We start from the raw sequence: 24,824 nt of genomic DNA on the forward strand, positions 1-24,824 counted from the left end.
ATCTTCAGTATGGCCGGGAGGGAAACGGATATGCAGAAGGAGGAACCAAATGAAGAAAAAGACAGTAGCTGCCCTGGCCGCAGGAAGCGCGGCGGCCGGTATTCTGCTGGCGGCCCTGGATGTGCGCCTGGCGGTGCGGCACTATACGGTGGAGAGCGAGAAGGTGGAGATGCCCATCCGTCTGGCAGTGCTCACCGATCTCCACGCCTGCCGGTACGGCAAAAACCAGAAGGATCTGCTGAAGGCTGTGGCGGAGCAGGACCCGGACCTGGTGCTGATGTGCGGCGATATTGTGGATGACGAGCCCCGGATGGAGGAATGGCGGGCCTTGCTTACCATCCAGAAGCTGGCCGAACGCTGGCCGGTGTACTATGCCTCGGGCAACCATGAATACCGCACCGGTCGGCTGGCGGAGATCAAGCGGCTGGTGGAGGCCTGCGGCGCGGTGGTGCTGGACGGCGACTGTGTCTGTGCCGCGGCGGGCGGGCAGATGGTACAGATCGGCGGCATTGACGACCCGGAAGCGGGGGAGGAGCGGTGGCACTGGCAGCTGTCCACCGCCAGCAGCAGTCTGGACGGCAATCACTTCTCCATCCTGCTGACCCACCGGCCCGAGCGGGTGACCGACTACGCCGGCAGCGGCTTCGACCTGGTGCTGGCGGGCCACGCCCACGGGGGTCAGTGGCGGCTGCCCGGCCTCATCAACGGGGTGCTGGCCCCCAATCAGGGGATGTTCCCCTCCTACGCCGGAGGCCGCTATGAGCTGGGCAACACCACCCTCATCGTCAGCCGGGGCCTGGCCCGGGAGAGCACCCGGGTGCCCCGCCTGTTCAACCGGCCGGAGCTGGTGGTGGTGGACGTGGAGCCACCAAAATAATTATGAGGTTAAATTTAAATTTTTGAGACATTCGGGGCGCATTGACCGTCAAAAACGGCAGTGGCGCCCCGCTTTTTTGTCCAAAATTACGATTTTGAAAAATGTGGTTCAAAGGTGGTTGCCGCAGCGAAAGATTTAGAGTACAATCGAACAAATACCAAGGAAAGAAAGGCGTGATGCAGGAGATGAAGGCGACCCTGATTCTTGAGAACGGCGCTGTGTTCGAGGGCGTCAGCATTGGCTCTCCGGCCGACCGGGTATGCGAGATGGTGTTCAACACCTCCATGACCGGCTACCAGGAGATCCTGACCGATCCCTCCTATGCGGGACAGGGGATCGTGATGAGCTATCCCCTCATTGGCAATTACGGCGTGAACCACGAGGACAACGAGTCTTCCCGGCCCTGGGCCGAGGCTTTTATCGTACGGCACCTGGCCCGGCGGGGCAGCAATTTCCGCTGTGAAGGGGAGCTGGACGCCTATCTGAAACAATATGACATCACCGGGATCGAGGGCGTGGATACCCGGGCATTGACTAGAATACTCCGCAGTCAGGGGACCATGAATGGCATGATCACCTGTGCGGAGCATTTTCATGTAGAGGAGTGCCTGGAGAAGATCCATGCCTACCGGGTGGAGGGCACCGTGGAAAAGGTGACCCGCAAGGAGCCCCAGCTCTACCCCGCCCTTGGGGAGCAGAAGCTGCGGGTGGCCCTGATGGACTACGGCGTGAAGGAGAACATGATCCGCTGCCTCCAGAAGCGGGGCTGCCAGGTTATGGTCTACCCCGCCCACACCCCGGCGGAGACCATCCTGTCCGGCGGCTATGACGGCGTCATGCTGTCCAACGGTCCCGGCGACCCGGCGGACAATGTGGACATTATTAAAGAGGTGCGCAAGCTCTACGACTCCAGCCTGCCCCTCTTCGCCGTCTGCCTGGGCCACCAGCTGCTGGCCCTGGCCACCGGCGCCGAGACCCGGAAGATGCGCTTTGGCCACCGGGGTGGCAATCATCCGGTGAAGGATCTGGCCGCCGGCCGGGCCTTCATCACCAGCCAGAACCACGGCTATGTGGTCACCGCCGAGAGCGTGGACCCCGCCGTGGCCGAGGTGTCCCACGTCAACGTCAATGAGGGCAGCGTGGAGGGCCTGCGCTACAAGCGGCCCAACTGCTTCACCGTCCAGTTCCACCCCGAGGCCTCCCCCGGCCCCATGGACACGGAATATCTCTTTGACCGCTTTGTGGACAGCATGAAGGGAGGGAACCGGTAATGCCCAAGAATCCGAATATCAAGAAGGTGCTGGTGCTGGGCTCCGGCCCCATCGTCATCGGCCAGGCCGCTGAGTTTGACTACGCCGGCACCCAGGCCTGCCGCGCCCTGAAGGAAGAGGGCGTGGAGGTGGTGCTGGTCAACTCCAACCCCGCCACCATCATGACCGACAAGGACATCGCCGATCATGTGTATATCGAGCCCCTGAACATCGCCAGCGTGGAGCAGGTCATCCAGAAGGAGCGGCCCGACTCCATCCTGCCCACCCTGGGCGGCCAGACCGGCCTGAACCTGGCCATGAACCTCCACGAGCAGGGCATCCTGCAGAAGTACGGCGTCAAGCTGCTGGGCACCAGCCCCGAGTCCATCCGCAAGGCGGAGGACCGCCAGGGCTTCAAGGACGCCATGGAGGCCATCGGCCAGCCCTGCGTCACCTCCGACGTGGTGGAGAGCGTGGAGGATGCCGTGGCTTTTGCTGGCAGCATCGGCTACCCCGTCATCGTCCGCCCCGCCTACACCCTGGGCGGCACCGGCGGCGGCATCGCCTATGACGAGATGTCCCTGCGGGAGATCGCCGACCGCGGCATCCACCTGAGCCGCGTGGGCCAGGTCCTCATCGAGCGCTGCATCTCCGGCTGGAAGGAGATCGAGTTCGAGGTCATGCGGGACTCCGCCGGCAACGTGATCCAGATTTGTTCCATGGAGAACGTGGACCCGGTGGGCGTCCACACCGGCGACTCCATCGTGGTGGCCCCCACCCAGACCCTGGCCAACCGGGAGTTCCAGATGCTCCGCAAGGCCTCCCTGGACATCATCTCCGCCCTGGAGATCGAGGGCGGCTGCAACGTGCAGCTGGCTCTGAACCCCGATTCCTTCGAGTATGCGGTCATCGAGGTCAACCCCCGCGTGAGCCGCTCCTCCGCCCTGGCCTCCAAGGCCACCGGCTATCCCATTGCCAAGGTGGCCGCCAAGATCGCCCTGGGCTATACCCTGGACGAGATCCCCAACGCGGTGACCGGCAAAACCACCGCCTGCTTTGAGCCCACCCTGGACTACTGTGTGCTCAAGATCCCCCGCCTGCCCTTTGATAAGTTCACCACCGCCAGCCGCACCCTGGGCACCCAGATGAAGGCCACCGGCGAGGTCATGGCCATCGGCAACTCCTTCGAGGGCGCCCTGATGAAGGCCATCCGCTCCCTGGAGCTGCCAGTGAAGTCCCTGCGCCTGCCCGGCCTGGACGAGCTGTACACCGAGGAGATCGAGGAGCGGCTGGTGAACATCGACGACCAGCGCCTCTTCGTGGTGGCCGAGGCCCTGCGCCGCGGCTTCTCTCCCGAGAAGATCAACAAGATCACCAAGTACGACCTGTGGTTCCTGGACCGCCTCCAGAACATCGTGGACATGGAGGACAAGCTGGACCACGGCCATCTGGACGCCGATACCCTGCGCATGGCCAAGGAGATGGGCTTCTCCGACGCCTGGATCGCCGCCCTGTCCGGCAAGGAGCGGGAGGAGATCAAGGCCCTGCGGGAGTCCTTCGGCATCCGTCCCGCCTTCAAGATGGTGGACACCTGCGCCGCCGAGTTTGAGGCCCAGACTCCTTACTATTACTCCACCTACGACGAGGAGAACGAGGCCGCCGAGGAACTGCATATGCCCCAGGTGGGCGAGCTGGCTCCTCACATTCCCGAGGCCCCCTATCTGGCCGCCGCCACCCCCGAGGCTCACCGGCCCGGGCAGGACAAGAAGAAGGTGCTGGTGCTGGGCTCCGGCCCCATCCGCATCGGCCAGGGCATTGAGTTCGACTATTGCTCCGTCCACTCCGTCTGGGCCTTCAAGCGCCTGGGTTATGAGACCATCATCATCAACAACAACCCCGAGACCGTGTCCACCGACTTCGACGTGGCCGACAAGCTGTACTTTGAGCCTCTGACCCCCGAGGACGTTGAGGCTGTGGTGGAGCTGGAGAAGCCCTGGGGCGCCGTGGTGCAGTTCGGCGGCCAGACCGCCATCAAGCTGGCCCAGGCTCTCACCAACATGGGCGTGCCCATCCTGGGCACCTCCGCCGACGGCGTGGACGCCGCCGAGGACCGGGAGCGGTTTGACGAGATCCTCAATCAGTGCAAGATTCCCCGTGCCGCCGGTAAGACCGTGTTCACCACCGAGCAGGCCCTGGAGGCCGCTCACGAGGTGGGCTACCCCGTGCTGGTGCGCCCCTCCTACGTGCTGGGCGGCCAGGGCATGGAGATCGCCTACAACGACCGCAACATCACCGAGTTCATGCGCATCATCAACCAGGTGGAGCAGGAGCATCCCATCCTGGTGGACAAGTACCTGATGGGCCGCGAGGTGGAAGTGGATGGCGTGTTCGATGGCGAGGACCTGCTCATCCCCGGCATCATGGAGCACATCGAGCGGGCCGGCGTTCACTCTGGTGACTCCATCTCCGTCTATCCCCCCATCCACATCGAGGAGAAGCACAAGCAGACCATCTACCGCTACACCTACGACCTATCCAAGGCTCTAGGCGTGGTGGGCCTGGTGAACATCCAGTTCGTCATCTACGACGACACTGTATACGTCATCGAGGTCAACCCCCGCTCCTCCCGTACCATCCCCTATATCTCCAAGGTCACCGGCGTGCCCATCATTGACCTAGCTACCAAGGTCATGCTGGGCCAGAAGCTGAAGGACCTGGGCTATGGTACCGGCATCTACAAGGAGGCCGACTACTACGCCGTGAAAATGCCGGTGTTCTCCTTCGAGAAGCTCACCGACGTGGACACCGGCCTTGGCCCCGAGATGAAGTCCACCGGCGAGTGCCTGGGTCTGGCTGAGTCCTTCCCCCAGGCTCTGCTGAAGGCCTTCAAGGGCGCCAACATGAAGGCCCCCAAGAAGGGTGGACGCATCATCATCACGGTCAAGGACGAGGACAAGGGCGAGATCATCGGCATCGCCCAGGGCTTTGCCGACATGGGCATCGAGATCCTGGCTACCAGCGGTACCTGCGACGCCCTCAACGCTGCCGGCATCCCCGCCCGTAAGGTGGCCCGCGTCTCTGAGGCTCACCCCAACATCCTGGACATGATTGCCTCCGGCACCGTGGACCTGGTCATCAACACCCCCACCCGGGGCCGCCGCCACGACACCGACGGCTTCCGCATCCGCCGCTCCACCGTGGAGCACTCCGTGGCCTGTATCACCGCCATCGATACTGCCCGGGCCATGCTCACCGTCCGCACCCAGGGCCGGTCTGCCGACCTGCATCCCATTGATATTACCCAGATCTAAATAAAATGGGAACTTCCCCCTTCCGGATTCGTCTGAGAAAATAGACTAAAGAATCTGGAAGGGGGAGTTTTTATGCGTAAACTGGTTCCTTTAACCCTGGCAGCCTGCCTGCTGGTCGCCTCACTGACCGGGTGTGAGGTCGTGGATAGAGGGGCGGTCACTGCAAAACCGGTGATCTACCTCTATCCGGAGGAGGAGACACAGGTCTCGGTCAGTCTGGATTTTGACGGGCAGCTGACCTCCACCTATCCCGCCTATGAGGACGGCTGGACAGTAGAGGCATCGCCCGACGGCACCCTCACCGACCCTGCCACCGGGCGGCAATACTACTGCCTGTTCTGGGAGGGAATCGGCCCGACGGAGTATGACTTTTCCGCCGGCTTCTGCGTGGCTGGGGAAAACACCGCCGCCTTTTTGGAGGACGCCCTGGCGGACCTGGGCCTGACCGAAAAGGAGGCCAACGAGTTTATCATCTACTGGCTGCCCAAGATGGAGCACAACCCCTACAACCTGATTTCGTTCCAGACAGAGGCCTACACCGACAGCGCCGCGCTGACCATAGACCCGGCCCCGGATACTCTAATCCGGGTATTCATGGCCTGGCAGGGGCTGGACCAGCCGGTGGAGGTGGAACCCCAGACCCTCACCGCCCCCGACCGTACCGGCTTCACCGCCGTGGAGTGGGGCGGCGCAGAGGTGACGGCATGAAAAAACTGCTGTGGTTACTGCCTCTGGCTTTGTTGCTATCCGGCTGTGGAGGAGATTCCACCGCTGTTCCGGAAAAACCGGTGATCTACCTCTACCCGGAGGAGAAGACCCAGGTTTCCGTTACCCTGGATTTTGATGGAGACATGACCTCCACCTATCCCACCTATGAGGACGGCTGGACAGTAGAGGCATCCCCTGACGGCACCCTCACCGACCCTGCCACCGGGCGGCAGTACTACTGCCTGTTCTGGGAGGGGATCAGCCCGACAGAGTATGACTTTTCCGCCGGCTTCTGCGTGGCTGGGGAAAACACCGCCGCCTTTTTGGAGGACGCCCTGGCGGACCTGGGCCTGACCGAAAAGGAGGCCAACGAGTTTATCATCTACTGGCTACCCAAGATGGAGCACAACCCCTACAACCTGATTTCGTTCCAGACAGAGGCCTACACCGACAGCGCCGCGCTGACCATAGACCCGGCCCCGGATACTCTAATCCGGGTATTCATGGCCTGGCAGGGGCTGGACCAGCCGGTGGAGGTGGAACCCCAGACCCTCACCGCACCCAACCGCACCGGCTTCACCGCCGTGGAGTGGGGCGGCGCAGAGATCAAAGCATAAACAAAACGCCGCCGGACCGATACAGTCCGGCGGCATTTTGCCTTGTTGCGGGCTGGGGAAAAACGTGATATCCTGAACAAGATGTGTGGGAAGAGAAAGGAGGCGGAGCGGGTATGAAAACGCGGGAATATCAGTATGATAATATTCGCTTTCTGCTCATGGCTTTGGTGGTGCTGGGGCACCTGCTGGAGATCGCGGGGGAATTTCCTCACAGAGAGCTCCTCTATGCCCTGATTTACTCCTTCCATATGCCCGCCTTTCTGTTCCTCAGCGGTATGTTTGCCCGATTTGACCGCGCCAAATGGCTCTTCGGCATGGCGCTGCCCTATCTGCTGCTCCAGTGGTTGTACACCGCCTTTGTAGAAAAACTGGGGGACCCCTGGGTCCATGTGCAGTTTTCAAGGCCCTACTGGATTCTGTGGTACCTCTTTGTGCTGATGGTGTATACCCTCCTGCTGCCGGTGTACGATACCCCATCCCCTGTGAAGCAGGGGCTGATGGTGGCCGCATCGGTGGTTCTGGCGCTGCTGGCGGGCTTTGATAAAAGCATCGATTACCAGTGGAGCGCTTCCCGGATCATCGCTTTCCAGCCCTGGTTTCTGCTGGGCTACTACTTCAGGCGGGCGGAGGGCCTGCGGGAGCGCTGGAAGGGCGCGGGGCGGACCTTCCGGGGGATGATCCTGGGACTTGTGACCCTTTGCTGTGTGGGCCTGGAGTGGCTGCTGCTGCGGCAGGGCGTCACCGCAAAAATGATGCTGGGGGCCTACGGCTATGAAGATCTGGGCTACCGCTGGCAGACCCGGGGACTCATCATGTGCTGCGCCGCCTGCGTGATCTTCCTCCTGTTTGTGGGTCTGGCGCCCAGGCTCAAATGCAGGATCCCGGTGATAACGGTTTTGGGGCAGAACACCCTGCCCATTTACCTGCTTCACGGATTCTTCTTCCACCTGTTCCGCCTGAAATACCCCTGGCTGGTGGCCCAGCCGTGGCAGGTACTGCTGGTGTGGGCGGGGCTGCTGCTCCTGCTGGGCAATCCGGTTGTGGGCAGCTGTACCGACTTTTTATTGGGCGGAGGATGGTACCGCCTGCTTCAGACACGGTTTACCTGCGGGAGAAGTATTGCACCCGGGGGAAAAATATGATATTCTAAGCTGTAATTGTAATGCGATTCTTCGGAAAACCATAGACTCCATAGAAAGAAGGAACTTGAATGTCCCATCAGACCGTAATTGTTCTGGATTTTGGCGGCCAGTACAACCAGCTCATCGCTCGCCGTGTCCGTGAGTGCGGCGTGTACTGCGAGGTCAAGCCCTATACCACCCCGCTGGAGCAGCTGAAGGCCATGGAGCCTATCGGCTTCATCTTTACCGGCGGTCCCAACAGCGTGTATGACGAGAAGGCCCCCCATGTGGACCCCGCCATCTTTGAGCTGGGTGTGCCCGTGCTGGGCATCTGCTACGGCTGCCAGCTGATGGCCCACACGCTGGGCGGTCAGGTCACCGCCGCCCAGGAGGATACCGCCCGGGAGTACGGCAAGACCGAGACCTACTACGACACCACCTGCAAGCTCTTCAAGGGCCTGCCGGAGCAGGGCATCTCCTGGATGAGCCACGGCGACTATATGGCCAAGGTGCCCGAGGGCTTTGCCCTTACCGCCCACACCGACGCCTGCCCCAACGTGGCCATTGCCGACGAGAAGCGTGGCTTCTACGGCGTGCAGTATCACCCCGAGGTCAACCACACCCAGCACGGCGTGGACATGATCCGCAACTTCCTCTATGAGGTGTGCGGCGCCACCGGCGACTGGACCATGGGCGACTACAAGAACACCGCCATCCGGGATATCCGGGAGAAGGTGGGCGACGGCAAGGTGCTGCTGGCCCTGTCCGGCGGCGTGGACTCCTCCGTGGCCGCCGCTCTGCTGGCCGAGGCGGTGGGCAAGCAGCTGACCTGCGTGTTTGTGGACCACGGCCTCATGCGTAAGAACGAGGGCGACGAGGTGGAGGCCGCCTTTGCCCGCTGGGACATCAACTTTGTCCGGGTGGACGCCGAGGCCCGCTTCCTGCTGAAGCTGGCCGGTGAGGCGGAGCCCGAGCGCAAGCGCAAGATCATCGGCGAGGAGTTTATCCGGGTCTTTGAGGAAGAGGCCAAGAAGATCGGCCGGGTGGATTATCTGGTGCAGGGCACCATCTATCCCGACGTCATCGAGTCCGGCGCCGGCGATGCCGCCGTCATCAAGAGCCACCACAACGTGGGCGGCCTGCCCGACTATGTGGACTTCAAGGAGATCATCGAGCCCCTGCGGCTGCTCTTCAAGGACGAGGTGCGTCAGCTGGGCCGCGAGCTGGGCCTGCCCGAGTACCTGGTCATGCGTCAGCCCTTCCCCGGCCCCGGTCTGGCCATCCGTGTCATCGGCGACCTGACCAAGGAGAAGCTGGACACCCTGCGGGACGCCGACGCCATCTACCGGGAGGAGATCGCTGCCGCTGGTGAGGATAAGAACATCAACCAGTACTTTGCGGTGCTCACCAACACCCGCTCTGTGGGCGTCATGGGTGATGGCCGGACCTACGACTACACCCTGGCTCTCCGCGCTGTGACTACCAGCGACTTTATGACAGCCGACTGGGCCCGTATCCCCTACGACGTGCTGGACCGCATTTCCACCCGTATCGTCAATGAGGTCAAGGGCATCAACCGCATCGTTTACGATATTACGAGTAAGCCCCCTGCGACCATTGAGTGGGAGTGAGTTTTTGAAACTCCGAACCCGTTGCGGCACAACGATTTTGCGGTTTTATATCTCTCTTTTGATAACGATTTGATAACGCTCCCCATAGGCCGTATCATTCTGTATCCCCAGTGGATTGCGGGTAAAGAATGTTCTTTTGCGGCTTATAAGTGAGGACAACCATATTAGAAAGCCCTTACCGATGGCAACGTCGGTAAGGGCTTTTGCTGTCTATTCATCAGTATCGGGGCTATCTTTGAGTGCATCCACCAGGAAATCACTCAATTCCTGTGAGGGAACTTTTGCCCACCGCAGGGTGGTGTCGTACTTGGGGTAGTTGTACCGCCAGCGGTCATAGTCCTCCCTGGTGATCTCCCCGGCCTCCAGCTTCTTGGCCTGCTCCGCCCAGGCGGACAGCATATCAAGCATATTGGCATAGGTCTTGCCTTTGGATTTGTCCAGACGCAGACAAACCTCGCCGTCAATCTCCCCAATAGTCAGCCCCCGAATATCCTCCAAAGCAAAGAGGGTGTGCATCAGGCCGATGTCGGTATCTATGTCAGGGACGGTCAGGGCATCAGGGGAAATATCAAAGAAGTCAGCCAGGGTCTTTGTCAGGTCGGCCTTGGGGGTGCGGCTCCCGGTTTCATACTGTGCCATACGCACATCGGCGGAGCGTTCCGGGAAACCCACCACCATGCCAAGATACTTCTGTGTGATGCCCTTCATGTTGCGGAAGAAACGAATACGTTCACCAATCGCCATAACTGCCAACTCCAATCTATGTAATGGGGACACTTGAAGTATAACAGATATGTTTAGACCAGTCAAGAGAAAAATAAATAAATTTGTTTATATTTTCTCGTTGGAAGGTCTTGACATAACGGAATAGAGTTAGTATAATAGGACTACGTTAAGCAAATAGCGTTAAATCAAAAGAAAGGAGGAATCCATATGGAGAACAGATTCATCCGGGCGGAAGAAGTTGCGGACGAGCTGGGTGTATCGAAGCCCTACGCCTATAAACTCATCCGGCAGCTCAACGAAGAATTGAAGGACAAGGGCTTCATCACCATCGCAGGGCGGGTCAACCGCCAGTATTTCAACGAACGGCTCTACGGGGCCAGAAAGGAAGGGAACTAAATGCCAGTCTTTAAGGACGAAGCAAGAGGAACATGGTACGTCATGGTGCGGTATCAGGACTGGACGGGGGAGCGCAAACAGAAGTGCAAGCGTGGCTTTGCCACCAAACGGGAGGCCCAGGAGTGGGAGCGCAGTTTCCAGATGCAGACCTCCGGCGACCTGGATATGACCTTTGAAGCCTTTACCGAGCTTTACACCAAGGATATGAAACCCCGGCTCAAGGAGAACACCTGGCTGACCAAGGAGAACATCATCCAGAAGAAAATTCTGCCCTACTTTGGCAAGCGGAAGATTAGCGAGATCACCACCAAGGACGTGATCGCATGGCAGAACGAGTTGCTGGCCTACCGGGACGAGAAGCGCAAGCCCTACTCGGCTACCTACCTCAAAACCCTGCACAACCAGCTTAGCGCCATCTTCAATCACGCTGTCCGCTTCTATGAGCTGCGCTCCAATCCCGCCGCCAAGGCTGGGAACATGGGGTCAGAGGAACGGAAGGAAATGCTGTTCTGGACGAAAGCGGAGTACCAGAAGTTTGCAGATGCCATGATGGACAAGCCCGTTTCCTACTACGCCTTTGAAATGCTCTACTGGTGTGGTATTCGGGAGGGGGAACTGCTGGCCCTGACCCCGGCAGACTTTGACTTTGAGGCCGGGACGGTGAAAATCAGCAAGTCCTATCAGCGGCTCCACGGCAAGGACGTCATTACCACGCCAAAGACGAAGAAAAGCAACCGCACCATTAAAATGCCCAACTTCCTCTGTGACGAGATGAAGGATTACCTGGGGATGCTCTACGGTATCGAGAAGAAGGAGCGCATTTTCACCATCACGAAAAGCTATCTCCACCATGAGATGGACAGAGGGGCGAAGTCGGCAGGGGTCAAGCGTATCAGAATCCACGACCTCCGGCATTCGCACATCTCACTTCTGATTGACATGGGCTTCTCCGCTGTGGCGATTGCTGACCGTGTGGGGCATGAGAGTATCGAGATCACCTATCGCTATGCCCACCTGTTTCCGTCCAAGCAGACGGAAATGGCAGACAAATTGGACTTTGAAAGGATGGGAGCGTAATGTCAGCTAAGAATTTGGACACTCACAACCGCTGGAGGAACAAGACCGTGGCCTTCCGGGTATCCCCGGAGGAAAACAAGCAGATTGACGCCGCTGTGCGGCTCTCTGGCCTGACGAAGCAGGACTACATCACCCGGCGGCTCTTAGACCGGGCCGTGGTGGTGCAGGGCAATCCCAGGGTCTACAAGGCCCTGCGTGACCAACTCGCCGCCGTCCTGGGGGAACTGCGGCGCATTGAGGCCGGGGGCGACGTGGGGGATGAACTTCTCGCCACCATTGACCTTATCTCAGTGACGCTGGGCGGCATGAAGGAGGATTGATAGATTGATGGATTCCAGAGAAACGAAAAGGACTGTCCCGGTTCCGTCTGTTGGCGCAGACGGGGAACAGCCCAATTCTCAAACAACTACCCAAAGTATAGCAGAGGAAACGGCTGAAAACAACCCCCAAGAGAAAGATTTAGAGGAAATGCTCCGGGATATGCGGCGCATGAACGACCCAGCCTACCTCCACACAGTTTCCATGAACGACCTTTACCAGAACATCTACCAGAGCAGACCGCCCGTAATAGACGGTCTGCTCTACCCTGGGACGTACCTCTTTGCGGGAGCGCCCAAGGTGGGCAAGTCGTTCCTGATGGCCCAGCTTGCCTACCATGTCAGCATGGGCCTCCCCCTGTGGGGCTACCCTGTCCACAAGGGGACTGTCCTCTATCTGGCGTTGGAGGACGACCACCGCCGCTTGCAGGGGCGGCTATACCGAATGTTCGGCACAGAGGGCACCGACAATCTGCTCTTTGCGGTCTACGCCAAACAGCTTGGCGTTGGCCTGGAGGAACAGCTAAAGAAGTTCGTCCGGGAACACCCGAACACCAAGCTGATTATCATTGACACCCTCCAGAAAATCCGGGAGGCTGGTGGGGATAAGTACAGCTACGCCAACGATTACGAGGTGGTGGGTAAGCTGAAACGCCTTGCCGATGATTGCGGCGTCTGCCTCCTGCTGGTACACCACACTCGAAAGCAACAGGCAGATGACAAATTCGATATGATCTCCGGCACCAACGGTCTGCTGGGAGCGGCGGACGGGGCCTTTCTTCTTCAAAAGGAGAAGCGGACAGACGGCAGCGCCGTTCTGGACGTGGCCGGGCGTGACCAGCAAGACCAGCGATTCTATCTTACCAGGGACAAGGAACGGCTGATATGGACGCTGGAGCGTACGGAAACGGAGGCATGGACAGAGCCGCCCGACCCGGTGCTGGAGGCCATAGCCGCCCTTGTGACGGCGGAGAAGCCGACCTGGGGTGGTACGGCCACCGAGCTGGTAGCGGCGCTCCAGACCGACATGAAGCCCAACGCCCTGGCGATGCGGCTAAACGTCCGGGCCGGGAAGCTGCTGATAGACTACCACATCCGCTATGAGAACAGCAGGAGCCACGCCGGGAGAAGTATCAGCCTGACGCTGGAACCGTCCCAGGCGTGACGACCGTGACGGCTGTGACGGCTTTTTTGAGAGTGGCGGCGGTGTCTGAAACATCGTCACGGTCGTCACGGCTGTCACGGGGAGCAGCAAAGTTTAGGCGGGGTGCAGGGTGCCCTTTTCAAAGGGCGGCCCTGCTGGGGGAGGCAACCGCAGTTGCCGGGGGCAAAGCCCCCACACCCCCTCGGAGAGCCCACGACACTTTGCAGACCGAAGGGATGAAAGTGTCATAGTGGGTTATTACACTTCCTGCAGGAAGTGCCTCCCCCGAACCCCCGTCCTCTTTCAACAACCCAACATCTGAAACAGGAGGATTTTTGCCTATGGCGAGAGGCGACGGTATTGACCGTACCAACGCAAGAAATATGAGGCTGACCGAAACCAAGATCGGTAACACCCAGCAGCACAACGAGCGTGAGAAGGATTCCTATGTCAATCAGGACATTGTACTGGAGCGGACGCCGCTCAATGTCCATTTCAAAACCCCGTCTGCCGGGTATCGGGAGATGTTTGCTCAAATGGAGGCCGACGGCGTGATCTCCACCCGTGGCATCAAGGAGGATGCCTTTCGATACGGTGAGTTGGTCTTTGATGTAAACTCCGCTTACTTCTACAATCACGGCGGGTATGACTTCGCAAAACAATTTTACACCGAAGCCTATAAAGCCGCAATCAAAATCGTGGGCGGAGAGCAGTATATTTTGTCGGCGGTCATGCACGCTGACGAGCGCAACCGGGCCATGTCCGAGGCGCTGGGGGAGGACGTGTACCACTACCACCTCCATGTGGTTTATATCCCGGTAGTGGAGAAGGAGATACGCTGGACAAAGCGGTGCAAGGACAAGTCCCTGGTGGGCAAGGTCAAGGAAACGATCATGCAGGTGAGCATGAGCAAGAAGTGGGCGTCCAAGCCCATTCTGGACGAAACTACCGGGGAGCCGTTACGCACAGCTAAGGGCAAACCCGTTCTACGAAAGTCGTACAGTGTCCTGCAAGATGATTTCTTTGAGCATATGCGCTCCGCTGGCTATGACGATGTAGAGCGTGGGGAACGTGGTAGTTCCGAAGAACATTTGACTGTTACGCAGTTCAAGACGGAGCGTGAGCAGGAACGGCTTGCACAGCTTCAAGAGGTGTCGGCGCTGGCCCAGGTTGAGGCCGACAAAAAGAATAAGGAGGCAGCATCAGCTGAGAAGAAAGCGGCCCAGGCCAGGGCTAAGCTGGACGATGTAGCGCCCTTGCTCAAGGGCATGGAGAAACTGGCGGCGGACTTCTCCGACGACCCGGAGCGGACGCTGCCGGAGGCGGGGCCGCTGGAATCGGCCAAGTCCTACCGGGAGAAAAAGGCCAAGCCCCTTTGGGAGAAGATCGTCAAGGTGCTGCGCTCCGTCTACCGGGCCTACTTCGACCTCAAGAGCAAGTTTGAGCGGTTGCAGAGCGCCTATGATCGTGAGGTCAGTAAGAACGGCTCCCTGTCAGCCAGGATTTATGAGGTTTGTGCCGAGAGGGACGGCTTGAAAGGGCAAGTCAGGGACTATGAGCGGGTCAGACGGGCCATTGGCCCGGAACAGGCGGACAGGATACTGGAGGCAGCTTACCAGCAGGAACAGGTCGAAAAGGAGCAGAAATGGGGTGCAAGGTCAAAAATAAGGGTAGGCGCACGATAATCACAAAAAATGGAGGTAATTTCATGGAAAAGTACATCTTTGACGAGGGCAACGGTCTGTGGTATGAGTTGCAGAGGGACTAACAATATTCGGGCGTGTGCGGCGGAAATCGTGGACACAGAAATTATTTGCGCATGAGGCCCCAAATCGGAGGGTGTCCCGGTGAATGCCCTCCTGATTTATTTGGGACAGCGGGTAAAAACTTCTTGCATTTTAGAGTGTGCTATGCTATACTGCTGTCATCCTGATTTGAGGAGTCTATCAAATATGCGGCAAGGTATTCTTAAATAAAATTTGATAATGGGCGCAAAAATGATTGCCCCTTGCAGGGGCTTGGTTTTTGTACCCAATTTTAAGAATACTTTTGCCTTTTTAGTAAATATCGTGACGGACCGCGGCTTATGTAAGTCGTGTATGTTTCTGTGTGTCCGAAGTCATGATCCCCAGCGGTAAAAGTATTAGCCGCTGGGGATTTTTGCGCCCATTCGGGCCTTGTATGGAGGATAGACATGAACATTATCAATATCGGGATTCTTGCCCATGTAGACGCTGGAAAGACGACCTTGACGGAGAGTCTGCTATATGCCAGTGGAGCCATTTCAGAACCAGGGAGCGTCGAAAAAGGGACAACGAGGACGGACACCTTGTTTTTGGAGCGGCAGCGTGGGATTACCATTCAAGCGGCAGTCACTTCCTTCCAGTGGCACAGATGTAAAGTTAACATTGTGGATACGCCCGGCCACATGGATTTTTTGGCGGAGGTGTACCGCTCTTTGGCTGTTTTAGATGGGGCCATCTTGGTGATCTCCGCGAAAGATGGCGTGCAGGCCCAGACCCGTATTCTGTTCCATGCCCTGCGGAAAATGAACATTCCCACCGTTATCTTTATCAACAAGATCGACCAGGCTGGCGTTGATTTGCAGAGCGTGGTTCAGTCTGTTCGGGATAAGCTCTCCGCCGATATTATCATCAAGCAGACGGTGTCGCTGTCCCCGGAAATAGTCCTGGAGGAAAATACCGACATAGAAGCATGGGATGCGGTCATCGAAAATAACGATGCATTATTGGAAAAGTATATCGCAGGAGAACCAATCAGCCAGGAAAAACTTGCGCGGGAGGAACAGCGGCGGGTTCAAGAAGCCTCCCTGTTTCCGGTCTATCATGGCAGCGCCAAAAAGGGCCTTGGCATTCAACCGTTGATGGATGCGGTGACAGGACTGTTCCAACCGATTGGGGAACAGGGGAGCGCCACCCTATGCGGCAGCGTTTTCAAGGTTGAGTACACCGATTGCGGCCAGCGGCGTGTCTATCTGCGGCTATACAGCGGAACGCTGCGCCTGCGGGATACGGTGGCCCTGGCCGGGAGAGAAAAGCTGAAAATCACAGAGATGCGTATTCCATCCAAAGGGGAAATTGTTCGGACAGACACCGCTTATCCGGGCGAAATTGTTATCCTTCCCAGCGACAGCGTGAGGTTAAACGATGTATTAGGGGATCAAACCCGGCTCCCTCGTAAAAGGTGGCGCGAGGCCCCCCTCCCCATGCTGCGGACGACGATTGCGCCGAAAACGGCAGCGCAAAGAGAACGGCTGCTGGACGCTCTTACGCAACTTGCGGATACTGACCCGCTTTTGCGCTGCGAAGTGGATTCCATCACCCATGAGATCATTCTTTCTTTTTTGGGCCGGGTGCAGTTGGAGGTCGTTTCCGCTTTGCTGTCGGAAAAATACAAGATTGAAACAGTGGTAAAGGAACCCACCGTCATTTATATGGAGCGGCCGCTCAAAGCAGCCAGCCACACCATCCATATCGAGGTGCCGCCCAACCCGTTTTGGGCATCTATCGGACTGTCTGTTACACCACTCCCGCTTGGCTCCGGCGTACAATACGAGAGCCGGGTTTCGCTGGGATACTTGAACCAGAGTTTTCAAAACGCTGTCAGGGATGGTATCCGTTACGGGCTGGAGCAGGGCTTGTTCGGCTGGAACGTAACGGACTGTAAGATTTGCTTTGAATACGGGCTTTATTACAGTCCAGTCAGCACGCCGGCGGACTTCCGCTCATTGGCCCCGATTGTATTGGAACAGGCATTGAAGGAATCGGGGACGCAGCTGCTGGAACCTTATCTCTCCTTCACCCTCTATGCGCCCCAGGAATACCTTTCCAGGGCTTATCATGATGCACCGAAATACTGTGCCACCATCGAAACGGCCCAGGTAAAAAAGGATGAAGTTGTCTTTACTGGCGAGATTCCCGCCCGCTGTATACAGGCATACCGTACTGATCTGGCCTTTTACACCAACGGGCAGAGCGTATGCCTTACAGAGCTAAAAGGGTATCAGGCCGCTGTCGGCGAGCCAATCATCCAGCCCCGTCGTCCAAACAGCCGTTTGGATAAGGTGCGCCATATGTTCAGTAAGATTCCTTGATACGCCACAGCAAGGATGGTTATTGCATTTCCCTGCCTTTCGTGGTAAAATGTAGTTGTAAACCACCAGAGAAAACAACAACCCTGCTACCCCCCGTTATCACCACCGATAACAATTTGATAACAGCCCATCGTATAGGGCTGGATAATATGGACACATCAAATAATCAAAAAAATGAGGTATCAAATTTATGAAGCAAAATCCGTTAAATATGATGCCCAACAACGAGTGGGAGTAAAATTGTCCTGATTTTTAAATAAAATCAGAGAAAAACTCTGTTTTTCTATCGAAAAAGTTGCAGAAAGAAAAAATGAAAAATTGACAAACCTCCTCATTTTTCAAGCCAAGGTAGCCACCGTGTTTTCAGAAAAATGAGGAGGTTTTGTTATGCCCAGACCGAGTGGGAAAGCTACAATCAGTTTGAAGGGAAATGCCAAGAATCTGCCCGACATTTACTTTCGTGAATTGGTACAGCTCTATTCCAGAGATTGCCGCACAAGGGGCATTGAAGAAGTCACGATTGCCGGGTATGAATACGCCTGTAAAAAGTTCCTTGAATACTTGCAGGAGGACATTCGATGCTCCGATTTGCGTCAAGAGCTGTTCGACGATTACCAGATGGAGCTTGCCACTAGAGTAAAGGCCGAAACGGTCAACAGCTATCTTTTCAAAATTTCGCCCGTCTTGAAGTTCGGCAAGGAACGCGGCTACATCACCGCCGACATTCAGTTGTCGCACATGGCCTACCCTACTTACAAGCGGCAAGCTGAACAGCTATCTTGCTGGCATTGACGAACAGGCGCAAGAAATGTTTTCTCGGTTAGTAAAACATATGGCAGAGCGTGAGGGCGTGACAGAACAGTTAAAAGCAGAAAATGGCTTAGAGTGGACGAGGCGAATGAATAACATTCGAGCGTGTGCGATGGAGCTTGTCAATGAGGAAATCATCTACAATTAAAGAATTGTAACGCATATAACCGTAAAATTTTGGTGGGTAGGGATAAACTCCTTACCCGTCATTTTTTGTTCTCTTATCTGCTTAAACAAGGCGTTTTGACACCAAAAAGCGTTACATACTCCACTTGTTAGTCGCAATCTCTTGACTTTTTGAACATCGTTCAGTATAATGTAACTGAACGATGTTCAATAGGGGGGTATAGTGTGGATAATAAAGAAGCAATCATACAGGCAGCGATTAAACTCATTGAGGAAAAAGGGGAACATTTAGAAGAAGTTACAGTCCGTGAGATATGCAAAAGAGCAGGTGTTGGATTAGGACTTGTAAATTATCATTTTGGAAACAAGGATAAACTCATCGAGCAATGTATTGAGCGTATGATAAACGGAACAGTCGAGCATTTTCAGAATATACGAGAGAAAACAGACGGTTTTACTCCTTTTGAGAAGTTGGAGTATCTCGGCAATATGACGCTTGATTTTCTGTTTGAACATTATGCCATTTCCAAAATTTCTGTTCTTACCGATATGCAGTCACCGAAAGAAAATGACAACACTTACAGAACTTATGCGGCATATCTTCCGCTTGTTGCAGCCTGCCGTCCTGACCTTGATGAAGCGGCGATAAAGCGAAAGACGCTGTATTTGATTACCGTTATGCAGCAAATGTTTTTGCGATACGAAATCATATCGCAAATATTGGGGATTGACCTTAGGCAGAAAGAAAATCGCAAGAATTTTCATACACAAGTTTTACACGATATTTTGGAGGTATAAAAAGTGAATATAACAGTGATAAATGGAACAGAAAAACACGGAGTTACCTACCGTTTAAAAGAGATGTTTTTAGCAGAATTCAGGGATAAGGCGACTATTACAGAACATTATCTTCCAAAGGACTGTCCGAGTTTCTGTACTGGCTGCCTGAGCTGTACATTAAAGGGTGAAAGCACTTGCAAGGACGCAGAATATATTGGGAGAATTGATAAATCACTTTTGGAAGCAGACTTGATTGTGATGACGTCCCCTGCCTATGTGTTTCACGCCACGGGAGCAATGAAAGCATTTCTTGACCATTTTGCTTACCGTTGGATACCGCACCGTCCTGCTCCTGAAATGTTTGGAAAGCGTGCAGTTATCATAACGCAATGCTTAGGCAACGGAGCAAAATCTGCGGCGAAAGATATTAAGCATAGTTTATCTTGGTGGGGAATTTCTAAAATCGGAATATTTACCGGCGCTTTAATGAGCGATATTGTTTGGGAAAAGCTATCCCGAAAGAAACAAGGCGAGCTTACGGAAAAGATTCAAAAGCTATCCCGAAAGTTTGCTCATATAGATTATACAAAGCCCGCACACACAAATTTGATTACGAAATTCAAGGTTTTCTTTTGCCGTATGATGCAGAAATCCATACATAAATCAGACCCCGAATACCTTGACGGGAAGTATTGGGCGGAGCAAGGTTGGCTTGACAGCGGCAGACCGTGGAAATAATGTGGGGCAAAACGAAATCTCGATTACTGGCAGATGTGAAAATGATAAATCAGTGAGTGATATATCAAATATTTTGCTCAAAATCAGTAAATGCCACGCAAAGTAGCAGGAAAATTCCGAATGTCATCTCTGCTTGCTTGTAATGCAAAGCACGGTTTTCTATACTTGGCGTATCAACATAAGGAGGTCACGAGAATGACATTTGCAGAAAAACTAAAATCTATCCGCAAGAAGGCAGGACTTTCGCAGGAACAGCTTGCGGAGAAGTTAGGCGTGTCAAGGTAGGCGGTTACAAAATGGGAAACTGAAACAGGCATTCCCGACATTGAAAATATGATGGCTATCTCTGCCCTGTTTGACATTTCCATTGACGAGCTGCTTTCCAATGAAAGAGGAATGAAAAAATCAGACGAGTATCTTTTTGAAAGCGTTACGGAATACGATATTGACGAGCCGAAACGCTATGATATGAAATTCGGTGGAGCAAAGCAATTCGTATTGTCTGGTTATGAGGGAGAGAAAATCCGTGTCCGTCTGGTATCTAATACCCTCTCCACGCTCCAGAACGATTTTAAGGTTAAAATTGACGACATCCGAAAACGGATTGATGTAGATGTAATCCGTAAAAACGGTATATCTGAAGCAACGGCAAAAGAAACTGTCAGTATTTTCGTTCAAATTCCTATGCCCTATGTGGGAAAAATTGAGGGTGCTGTCAATGCGGAAACCGTAGAAATCCGTTCTTTAGATTGCGACAGTATTGAGCTTGATGTAAAGACGCCGAATATCATTCTAAACGATGTCGGCGGCACAGTAGAAATTAACTGCAATCTGGATATGAGTGTGGTTTGCAATTCCTTAAAGGGATACCTTGCAATCAATCAGGTGTCGGCAACTTCCAAAATCCATATTCCAGAGGGTGAAGTATTTACTGCTGTTACGAAAGGTATTGGAACGAGCATTTCCTATGAAAAGGACGGCAGACAGACGGAATGCTTTGACACGCCCGATGCGGAAAATGTCATAGAACTGAACGGCATTAAAAGTGAGCTTGTTATTTGCAACGATTAAAAACGAAGGAGTGTAAAAAATGAATAATCTTGAAAAAATCCAAAAGACAATGAAGGTCTTTCAAACACTAACGAAGATTGTAATGGTATTTAGTTTTGTGGCGATTGCCTTTACATTAGTGGCTGGCAGCGTAAGTTTGATGGCAGATAAACTTCCATTTGGCGAGCTTCTGCAAAGGTTGCTCATAGAAGCTGACAGAACGATTGACAATCGTGAAATAGGAATAGCCCTGCTCTGTGAAAGCGTGGTTTTGATTTTCGGAGCGATTGAAGCTATTTGTGTTTGCAGATATTTTAAGTTGGAACTGAGCGAGGGAACACCTTTTACTGAAACAGGAGCAAAAAGCATAACGAAGCTCGGAATACTCTTTATTGTTGTAGATGTTTTATCAGCAGCATTTTCCTCTGCGATGGAAAAGTTTGCATTTATATCAGAACGGATGGATAACGGCGGTGGCATTGGTATCGGCATTTGCTTGATTTTACTTGCAATGGTTGTTCGCTACGGTGCGGAATTGGAGCAACGAGGCAGAGCAAAGTAACGCAGGAGGATTTCTATGGAAGATAGTAAATGGATACTCTGCCCTGTCTGCGGAAACAAAACGAGATTGCAGCTACGGGCAGATACGGAACTGAAAAATTTCCCGCTCTACTGCCCGAAATGCAAGCAGGAAAGTTTGATTAACGCAAAGGATTTGCAGGTAACGGTTATTAAAGGATTTGGAGCAAAAATACATAGCTGAATAGCAAAGCGACAAATTGAAATTTGAAAGGAGGAATTGAAAATGCTTTTTGATATTTTAGTGCGGCATTTCCATGGATATTACTGGGATTATTTGTTGCATTTGCCTGTGCCTATTTGGGTAAAAAGAAAGGTTAAATTCCGGTTTATTGGAATTTTTGAGGGAGGATATTGTGTCACTTAATATAGCAGAAACATTTGAACTATTGTTTGACGGTAAAACCACGGCTGGTTGTGATGCCTGTGATCCCAGTTTTCTGCTTGGGTCATCTCTTTTATCTCATCTATGGTTGATTCGCAAATGGGAACGGCTTTTGCAGATATGCGGTTTATCCTCAAATTTTCATTAGACTGAGAGGCTGACATTCCAAATTTCCGCATTGTTAGTCTGCGTCAGCCCCTTCGTAGGCAAGCGATGATCTGACCGGCCCGGTCAGCAGTAATCGGATTCCATAAATGGTGGGACGGCATGCGCGTCGCTTGTAGCGTGACTGCCTTCCTAACCACCTAGGAATTCTATTGACGCAAATACCGCGAACAGGAATCTTGTTCTGCTTCCTGTTCGCGGTATTTGTTTCAGGTGCTTGTCTAAAATGCACCATTGGCGACCGGAGACGTTTCTATCCGTAAAACTTAAACTTCACTGCGCTCAAAGATATGGTGTCTTTTCTCATAGCGGTATAGCAGAATACTGCAGATAATAACCATGGCAACACCCGCCAAAGACAACAGTAGCACATACTGGTATCCGGTATTTCCGTAATTGTCCAGCCAGTTTCCAATCAATGTATACGACCAGATATCGGTGGAATAACCCACAGCAGAGCAAATACCCATAGCGGTGCCGGTAATGGCCATTGGGATTTTTGCTTCAGGGATAGGTGTATACATACCGCTCCGCGCAGTAGACATAAAAATCAAGATTAGGAATGCTATGATAACTGCGATCACCATGGATCCGCTGTTTTGGGGAATTACAAACATACCAACAATGGCGGCTGAGAGAAATACCATGCAGATAATCATGAACTTGGGGGTTTTCCATTTGTCAAGCAGCATGCCTCCAACACCGACGACGCAGAGGCGTACAATGCACTTATTCATGATGGCAAAGGATGTGGCAAAGGCTACGCTCGTTCCGAAGACCCCATTCAGATAGGGATTCAGATAGGCGGAGCCGGTGGCGACAATAAACATGCCCATTACAATCAGGCCGTTCAGCCAGGTGACCGGATGCGCAATCGCCTGCTTTACCATTCGCACATTGAAATCGTTGTCGTTGATGCCCTTAACGTCCTTGAGCAAAAAGATAACCAGCAGGGCGATGATTACCAGTATGGTTGCATACAGCGCAGTCGCGATTTTAAAGGAGCTGACATATCCCAGCAGCGCCAGCAGTCCGTAGCTTGCCACTGCACCGACAAGTGCGTAACACCATTCAAATGTGCCAAACGTGCGTCCCTGGTCATCTTTGTCATCCGCCTGTGCACGAATGAGTTTCATGAAGGCGCTCCAATGGATAAAGGTAGTGGAGATGCCAAATCCAAAGTAGCATACCATCAGGACGGTATAGCCGCTCATAAAATACATCGCATAGCCAAGAGCGGCTGTCATCAGCAGGGAAAGAATGATGAGTTTCTTTGGGCTGAATTTGTCAGCCAACATTCCGCCAAACAGATAGCCAGGAGTTGCTGTCAGAGAGAAAAAGGTAATCAGTATACCAGCCTGGGTATTTGACAGGTTAAATGCCTCCAGAAACTGTGTATAAAATGTGGAACTGAGGTAAGGCAAATTGTAGATTAGGCAGGTAGATGTTAACAATAGAATTACGCCAAATTTTTTCGTTTTAAACATGGCCTTCATCCTTTCTTACCTTATTTGTAAGCACCGATATGATGCAGATCGTCCCTGCGCTGACAGCCAGTCCAAAGACATTGGACGGAATCTGTGCAAGCGCACTGATACGAAAAGATGGAAAATACTCCCACAACAAACTCAGCACAACAGTCATGACCATACTTATCAGCGCAGCTTTGCCTGTGACAAATTTGGAGTACAATCCTAACACCATTAGAACAAAGGCAGAAACACCGTAGAACAAGCCACCAATATAGCAAATATTTACAATATTGCTGGAGAACATCGATATGCTCAATGCGAACAGTGCCACGGCAAAAACGCAAATGCGACTGGTTACCAATATACTTTGATCATTTCGCTCTGACTTGCCAAGCGGAACATAGATATCGTTGACAATGAGTGTTGCCGTCGCGTGCAGCATTGATGTTCCGGTGGATATTGTTGCCGCAAATACAGCGGCCAGCCCTATGCCCAGCAGGCCGTGAGGGAAGAAGCGGACCAGCATGGTTGCAAATATCATGTTAGAATCTTCTATTCCAGGTAAAAGCACATAGGCAGCTATTCCAATTAATCCTAATGCCATTGAAATGATCACATAGAAACCGGCAGTGAAGAGCGCACCGAATTTTGCAGTTCCTGTGTCTTTTGCACTGACCATTCGCTGGATATAGTTCTGGTTCGTGGAGTAATTGAGCATGCAGAGCAGGATCCATGAGATTGGAGTCCATGCGCCCAGCTGATCAAAACGGAAGAATTCAACCGGCACATTTGCTTTTAATGTTGCATACCCGCCAGCCGCCCGAATCGAAAACGGCACCATTAGCAAGATACTGATCACAATTATGATAAACAGCACAGCATCGGTGTTTACAACTGCCCGCAGGCCGCCGGAGGTGAGAAAGAGAACGATTAGAACGGAAATCACAAGAGAGACATTGATATTGAATCCTGTGATAATATGAAGTACTGTGCAAGAAACAGTAAACTGGACTGAAAGGGCGGCAATATTGGTCAGAATATGGAGTATACAGGATAGAAGTTTGACTCCTTTGCCATACCGTTTGCCAAAATACTCGGGAAGTGTGGCACAATCCATGCGATTAAACTTCTTTGCCAAAAAGAGTCCCACCAGGATAAATGCTGGAGCTGCCGCTAAATTCCACCATATGCCGGAAATCCCGACAAAGTAGCAGTAACCAATTGCACCGACCAAGCCGCTGCCTCCAAAGTCGGTAGCCGCCATGGAAAAGCCTGCCTGCAGTTTATTAATCCCTTTTTCTGTCAGCAGAAACTCTTTGGATGAATCGGTGCAGCAGGTATTTCTGCCGCTAAGCCATCCAATGAGTATCACGACCAGAATCGTGCTGAACAAAACACAGTAGTCTATTATCTGCATAGAAATGTCCCTC

23 protein-coding genes and 1 pseudogene are annotated in these 24,824 nt (G+C 53.8%); 21 read left to right on the top strand and 3 right to left on the bottom strand.

Features of this window, described 5'->3' with window-relative positions; genetic code table 11:
- Positions 1-49: 49 nt before the first annotated feature.
- The 7 genes from J9789_RS02425 (at position 50) to guaA (ending at position 9,515) form a co-directional block, all read left to right on the top strand.
- Positions 50-877 (top strand): metallophosphoesterase, encoded by an 828-nt coding sequence (locus J9789_RS02425; RefSeq protein ID WP_209341945.1) that lies wholly within the window; start codon positions 50-52, stop codon positions 875-877.
- A 176-nt stretch (positions 878-1,053) separates the two neighbouring features.
- Complete coding sequence (locus J9789_RS02430; RefSeq protein ID WP_245185041.1) at positions 1,054-2,148, top strand: carbamoyl phosphate synthase small subunit; 1,095 nt, start codon at positions 1,054-1,056, stop codon at positions 2,146-2,148.
- Positions 2,148-5,438 (top strand): carbamoyl-phosphate synthase large subunit, encoded by a 3,291-nt coding sequence (gene carB / locus J9789_RS02435; protein WP_209341949.1) that lies wholly within the window; start codon positions 2,148-2,150, stop codon positions 5,436-5,438. Before J9789_RS02430 ends, carB begins: the two co-directional genes overlap by 1 nt.
- 72 nt (positions 5,439-5,510) lie before the next feature.
- The gene (locus J9789_RS02440; protein WP_209341951.1) at positions 5,511-6,146 is read left to right on the top strand and encodes a hypothetical protein; all 636 of its coding nucleotides are present in this window, start codon (positions 5,511-5,513) and stop codon (positions 6,144-6,146) included.
- Complete coding sequence (locus J9789_RS16925) at positions 6,143-6,763, top strand: hypothetical protein (RefSeq protein WP_245184995.1); 621 nt, start codon at positions 6,143-6,145, stop codon at positions 6,761-6,763. Before J9789_RS02440 ends, J9789_RS16925 begins: the two co-directional genes overlap by 4 nt.
- A 113-nt stretch (positions 6,764-6,876) precedes the next feature.
- A complete protein-coding gene (locus tag J9789_RS02450) occupies positions 6,877-7,905 on the top strand; it encodes an acyltransferase family protein (protein ID WP_209341953.1) in 1,029 nt (342 codons plus the stop codon).
- Between the two features lie 68 nt (positions 7,906-7,973).
- Entirely contained in the window at positions 7,974-9,515 is a 1,542-nt protein-coding gene (gene guaA, locus J9789_RS02455; RefSeq protein WP_209341955.1) for a glutamine-hydrolyzing GMP synthase, read from the top strand.
- 210 nt (positions 9,516-9,725) lie between these two features.
- On the opposite strand, the gene J9789_RS02460 is transcribed toward guaA, so the two are convergent.
- Complete coding sequence (locus J9789_RS02460) at positions 9,726-10,259, bottom strand: helix-turn-helix transcriptional regulator (protein WP_019541686.1); 534 nt, start codon at positions 10,257-10,259, stop codon at positions 9,726-9,728.
- A gap of 189 nt (positions 10,260-10,448) precedes the next feature.
- Here J9789_RS02460 and J9789_RS02465 point away from each other — a divergent pair, with 189 nt between their 5' ends.
- The 14 genes and pseudogenes from J9789_RS02465 to J9789_RS02525 all read left to right on the top strand — a co-directional run bounded on the left by J9789_RS02465 (position 10,449) and on the right by J9789_RS02525 (position 21,556).
- Entirely contained in the window at positions 10,449-10,637 is a 189-nt protein-coding gene (locus tag J9789_RS02465) for a hypothetical protein (RefSeq protein WP_016412724.1), read from the top strand.
- Entirely contained in the window at positions 10,638-11,714 is a 1,077-nt protein-coding gene (locus J9789_RS02470) for a site-specific integrase (RefSeq protein WP_209341963.1), read from the top strand.
- Positions 11,714-12,034 carry a hypothetical protein gene (locus J9789_RS02475; RefSeq protein ID WP_019541684.1) on the top strand — a complete coding sequence of 107 codons (321 nt, stop codon included), beginning with the start codon at positions 11,714-11,716 and terminating at the stop codon, positions 12,032-12,034. Before J9789_RS02470 ends, J9789_RS02475 begins: the two co-directional genes overlap by 1 nt.
- 7 nt (positions 12,035-12,041) lie before the next feature.
- Complete coding sequence (locus J9789_RS02480; RefSeq protein ID WP_031583915.1) at positions 12,042-13,196, top strand: helicase RepA family protein; 1,155 nt, start codon at positions 12,042-12,044, stop codon at positions 13,194-13,196.
- A 320-nt stretch (positions 13,197-13,516) separates the two neighbouring features.
- Positions 13,517-14,860, top strand: coding sequence for a plasmid recombination protein (locus J9789_RS02485; RefSeq protein WP_036376036.1), 1,344 nt, complete (start codon positions 13,517-13,519; stop codon positions 14,858-14,860).
- A 509-nt stretch (positions 14,861-15,369) separates the two neighbouring features.
- Positions 15,370-17,289 (top strand): tetracycline resistance ribosomal protection protein Tet(W), encoded by a 1,920-nt coding sequence (tet(W), locus tag J9789_RS02490; RefSeq protein WP_209341965.1) that lies wholly within the window; start codon positions 15,370-15,372, stop codon positions 17,287-17,289.
- A gap of 387 nt (positions 17,290-17,676) precedes the next feature.
- On the top strand, positions 17,677-18,081 hold the full coding sequence (locus J9789_RS16930; RefSeq protein WP_209341966.1) for a phage integrase N-terminal SAM-like domain-containing protein: 405 nt from the start codon (positions 17,677-17,679) through the stop codon (positions 18,079-18,081).
- Positions 18,026-18,247 (top strand): annotated as a pseudogene (locus tag J9789_RS02500) (TnpV protein); the annotation flags it as partial. The gene J9789_RS16930 and the pseudogene J9789_RS02500, both read left to right, overlap by 56 nt.
- A gap of 203 nt (positions 18,248-18,450) precedes the next feature.
- A complete protein-coding gene (locus J9789_RS02505; RefSeq protein ID WP_209341968.1) occupies positions 18,451-19,023 on the top strand; it encodes a TetR/AcrR family transcriptional regulator in 573 nt (190 codons plus the stop codon).
- 3 nt (positions 19,024-19,026) lie between these two features.
- On the top strand, positions 19,027-19,743 hold the full coding sequence (locus tag J9789_RS02510) for an NAD(P)H-dependent oxidoreductase (protein ID WP_209341969.1): 717 nt from the start codon (positions 19,027-19,029) through the stop codon (positions 19,741-19,743).
- Positions 19,744-19,938: 195 nt separating this feature from the next.
- Entirely contained in the window at positions 19,939-20,028 is a 90-nt protein-coding gene (locus tag J9789_RS17360; RefSeq protein WP_348633616.1) for a helix-turn-helix transcriptional regulator, read from the top strand.
- A gap of 48 nt (positions 20,029-20,076) precedes the next feature.
- A complete protein-coding gene (locus J9789_RS02515; protein WP_348633617.1) occupies positions 20,077-20,814 on the top strand; it encodes a transcriptional regulator in 738 nt (245 codons plus the stop codon).
- A 19-nt stretch (positions 20,815-20,833) separates the two neighbouring features.
- A complete protein-coding gene (locus tag J9789_RS02520; RefSeq protein WP_209341970.1) occupies positions 20,834-21,355 on the top strand; it encodes a hypothetical protein in 522 nt (173 codons plus the stop codon).
- Between the two features lie 15 nt (positions 21,356-21,370).
- Positions 21,371-21,556, top strand: a complete 186-nt coding sequence (locus J9789_RS02525; RefSeq protein WP_055237695.1) for a cysteine-rich KTR domain-containing protein — start codon at positions 21,371-21,373, stop codon at positions 21,554-21,556.
- A 632-nt stretch (positions 21,557-22,188) separates the two neighbouring features.
- On the opposite strand, the gene J9789_RS02530 is transcribed toward J9789_RS02525, so the two are convergent.
- Both J9789_RS02530 and J9789_RS02535 read right to left on the bottom strand, forming a co-directional pair.
- Positions 22,189-23,409, bottom strand: coding sequence for an MFS transporter (locus J9789_RS02530; RefSeq protein ID WP_009260860.1), 1,221 nt, complete (start codon positions 23,407-23,409; stop codon positions 22,189-22,191).
- Complete coding sequence (locus J9789_RS02535) at positions 23,402-24,811, bottom strand: sodium:solute symporter family protein (protein WP_209341972.1); 1,410 nt, start codon at positions 24,809-24,811, stop codon at positions 23,402-23,404. The genes J9789_RS02530 and J9789_RS02535 overlap by 8 nt, the downstream gene beginning before the upstream one ends.
- Positions 24,812-24,824: the final 13 nt, after the last annotated feature.

The sequence above is a fragment of the Flavonifractor sp. AGMB03687 genome, assembly GCF_017811815.1.
Classification (GTDB): domain Bacteria; phylum Bacillota; class Clostridia; order Oscillospirales; family Oscillospiraceae; genus Flavonifractor.

What these genes read in the sequence shown, in the direction of transcription:
- J9789_RS02535 (WP_209341972.1), bottom strand. Translation starts at nt 24,811, where the DNA reads ATGCAGATAATAGACTACTGTGTTTTGTTCAGCACGATTCTGGTCGTG.
- J9789_RS02470 (WP_209341963.1), top strand. Translation starts at nt 10,638, where the DNA reads ATGCCAGTCTTTAAGGACGAAGCAAGAGGAACATGGTACGTCATGGTG.
- J9789_RS02440 (WP_209341951.1), top strand. Translation starts at nt 5,511, where the DNA reads ATGCGTAAACTGGTTCCTTTAACCCTGGCAGCCTGCCTGCTGGTCGCC.
- J9789_RS02475 (WP_019541684.1), top strand. Translation starts at nt 11,714, where the DNA reads ATGTCAGCTAAGAATTTGGACACTCACAACCGCTGGAGGAACAAGACC.
- J9789_RS02485 (WP_036376036.1), top strand. Translation starts at nt 13,517, where the DNA reads ATGGCGAGAGGCGACGGTATTGACCGTACCAACGCAAGAAATATGAGG.
- carB (WP_209341949.1), top strand. Translation starts at nt 2,148, where the DNA reads ATGCCCAAGAATCCGAATATCAAGAAGGTGCTGGTGCTGGGCTCCGGC.
- J9789_RS17360 (WP_348633616.1), top strand. Translation starts at nt 19,939, where the DNA reads ATGACATTTGCAGAAAAACTAAAATCTATCCGCAAGAAGGCAGGACTT.
- J9789_RS02525 (WP_055237695.1), top strand. Translation starts at nt 21,371, where the DNA reads ATGGAAGATAGTAAATGGATACTCTGCCCTGTCTGCGGAAACAAAACG.
- J9789_RS02520 (WP_209341970.1), top strand. Translation starts at nt 20,834, where the DNA reads ATGAATAATCTTGAAAAAATCCAAAAGACAATGAAGGTCTTTCAAACA.
- J9789_RS02530 (WP_009260860.1), bottom strand. Translation starts at nt 23,409, where the DNA reads ATGTTTAAAACGAAAAAATTTGGCGTAATTCTATTGTTAACATCTACC.
- J9789_RS02465 (WP_016412724.1), top strand. Translation starts at nt 10,449, where the DNA reads ATGGAGAACAGATTCATCCGGGCGGAAGAAGTTGCGGACGAGCTGGGT.
- guaA (WP_209341955.1), top strand. Translation starts at nt 7,974, where the DNA reads ATGTCCCATCAGACCGTAATTGTTCTGGATTTTGGCGGCCAGTACAAC.
- J9789_RS16930 (WP_209341966.1), top strand. Translation starts at nt 17,677, where the DNA reads ATGCCCAGACCGAGTGGGAAAGCTACAATCAGTTTGAAGGGAAATGCC.
- J9789_RS02450 (WP_209341953.1), top strand. Translation starts at nt 6,877, where the DNA reads ATGAAAACGCGGGAATATCAGTATGATAATATTCGCTTTCTGCTCATG.
- J9789_RS16925 (WP_245184995.1), top strand. Translation starts at nt 6,143, where the DNA reads ATGAAAAAACTGCTGTGGTTACTGCCTCTGGCTTTGTTGCTATCCGGC.
- J9789_RS02515 (WP_348633617.1), top strand. Translation starts at nt 20,077, where the DNA reads ATGATGGCTATCTCTGCCCTGTTTGACATTTCCATTGACGAGCTGCTT.
- J9789_RS02480 (WP_031583915.1), top strand. Translation starts at nt 12,042, where the DNA reads ATGGATTCCAGAGAAACGAAAAGGACTGTCCCGGTTCCGTCTGTTGGC.
- J9789_RS02460 (WP_019541686.1), bottom strand. Translation starts at nt 10,259, where the DNA reads ATGGCGATTGGTGAACGTATTCGTTTCTTCCGCAACATGAAGGGCATC.
- J9789_RS02430 (WP_245185041.1), top strand. Translation starts at nt 1,054, where the DNA reads ATGCAGGAGATGAAGGCGACCCTGATTCTTGAGAACGGCGCTGTGTTC.
- J9789_RS02425 (WP_209341945.1), top strand. Translation starts at nt 50, where the DNA reads ATGAAGAAAAAGACAGTAGCTGCCCTGGCCGCAGGAAGCGCGGCGGCC.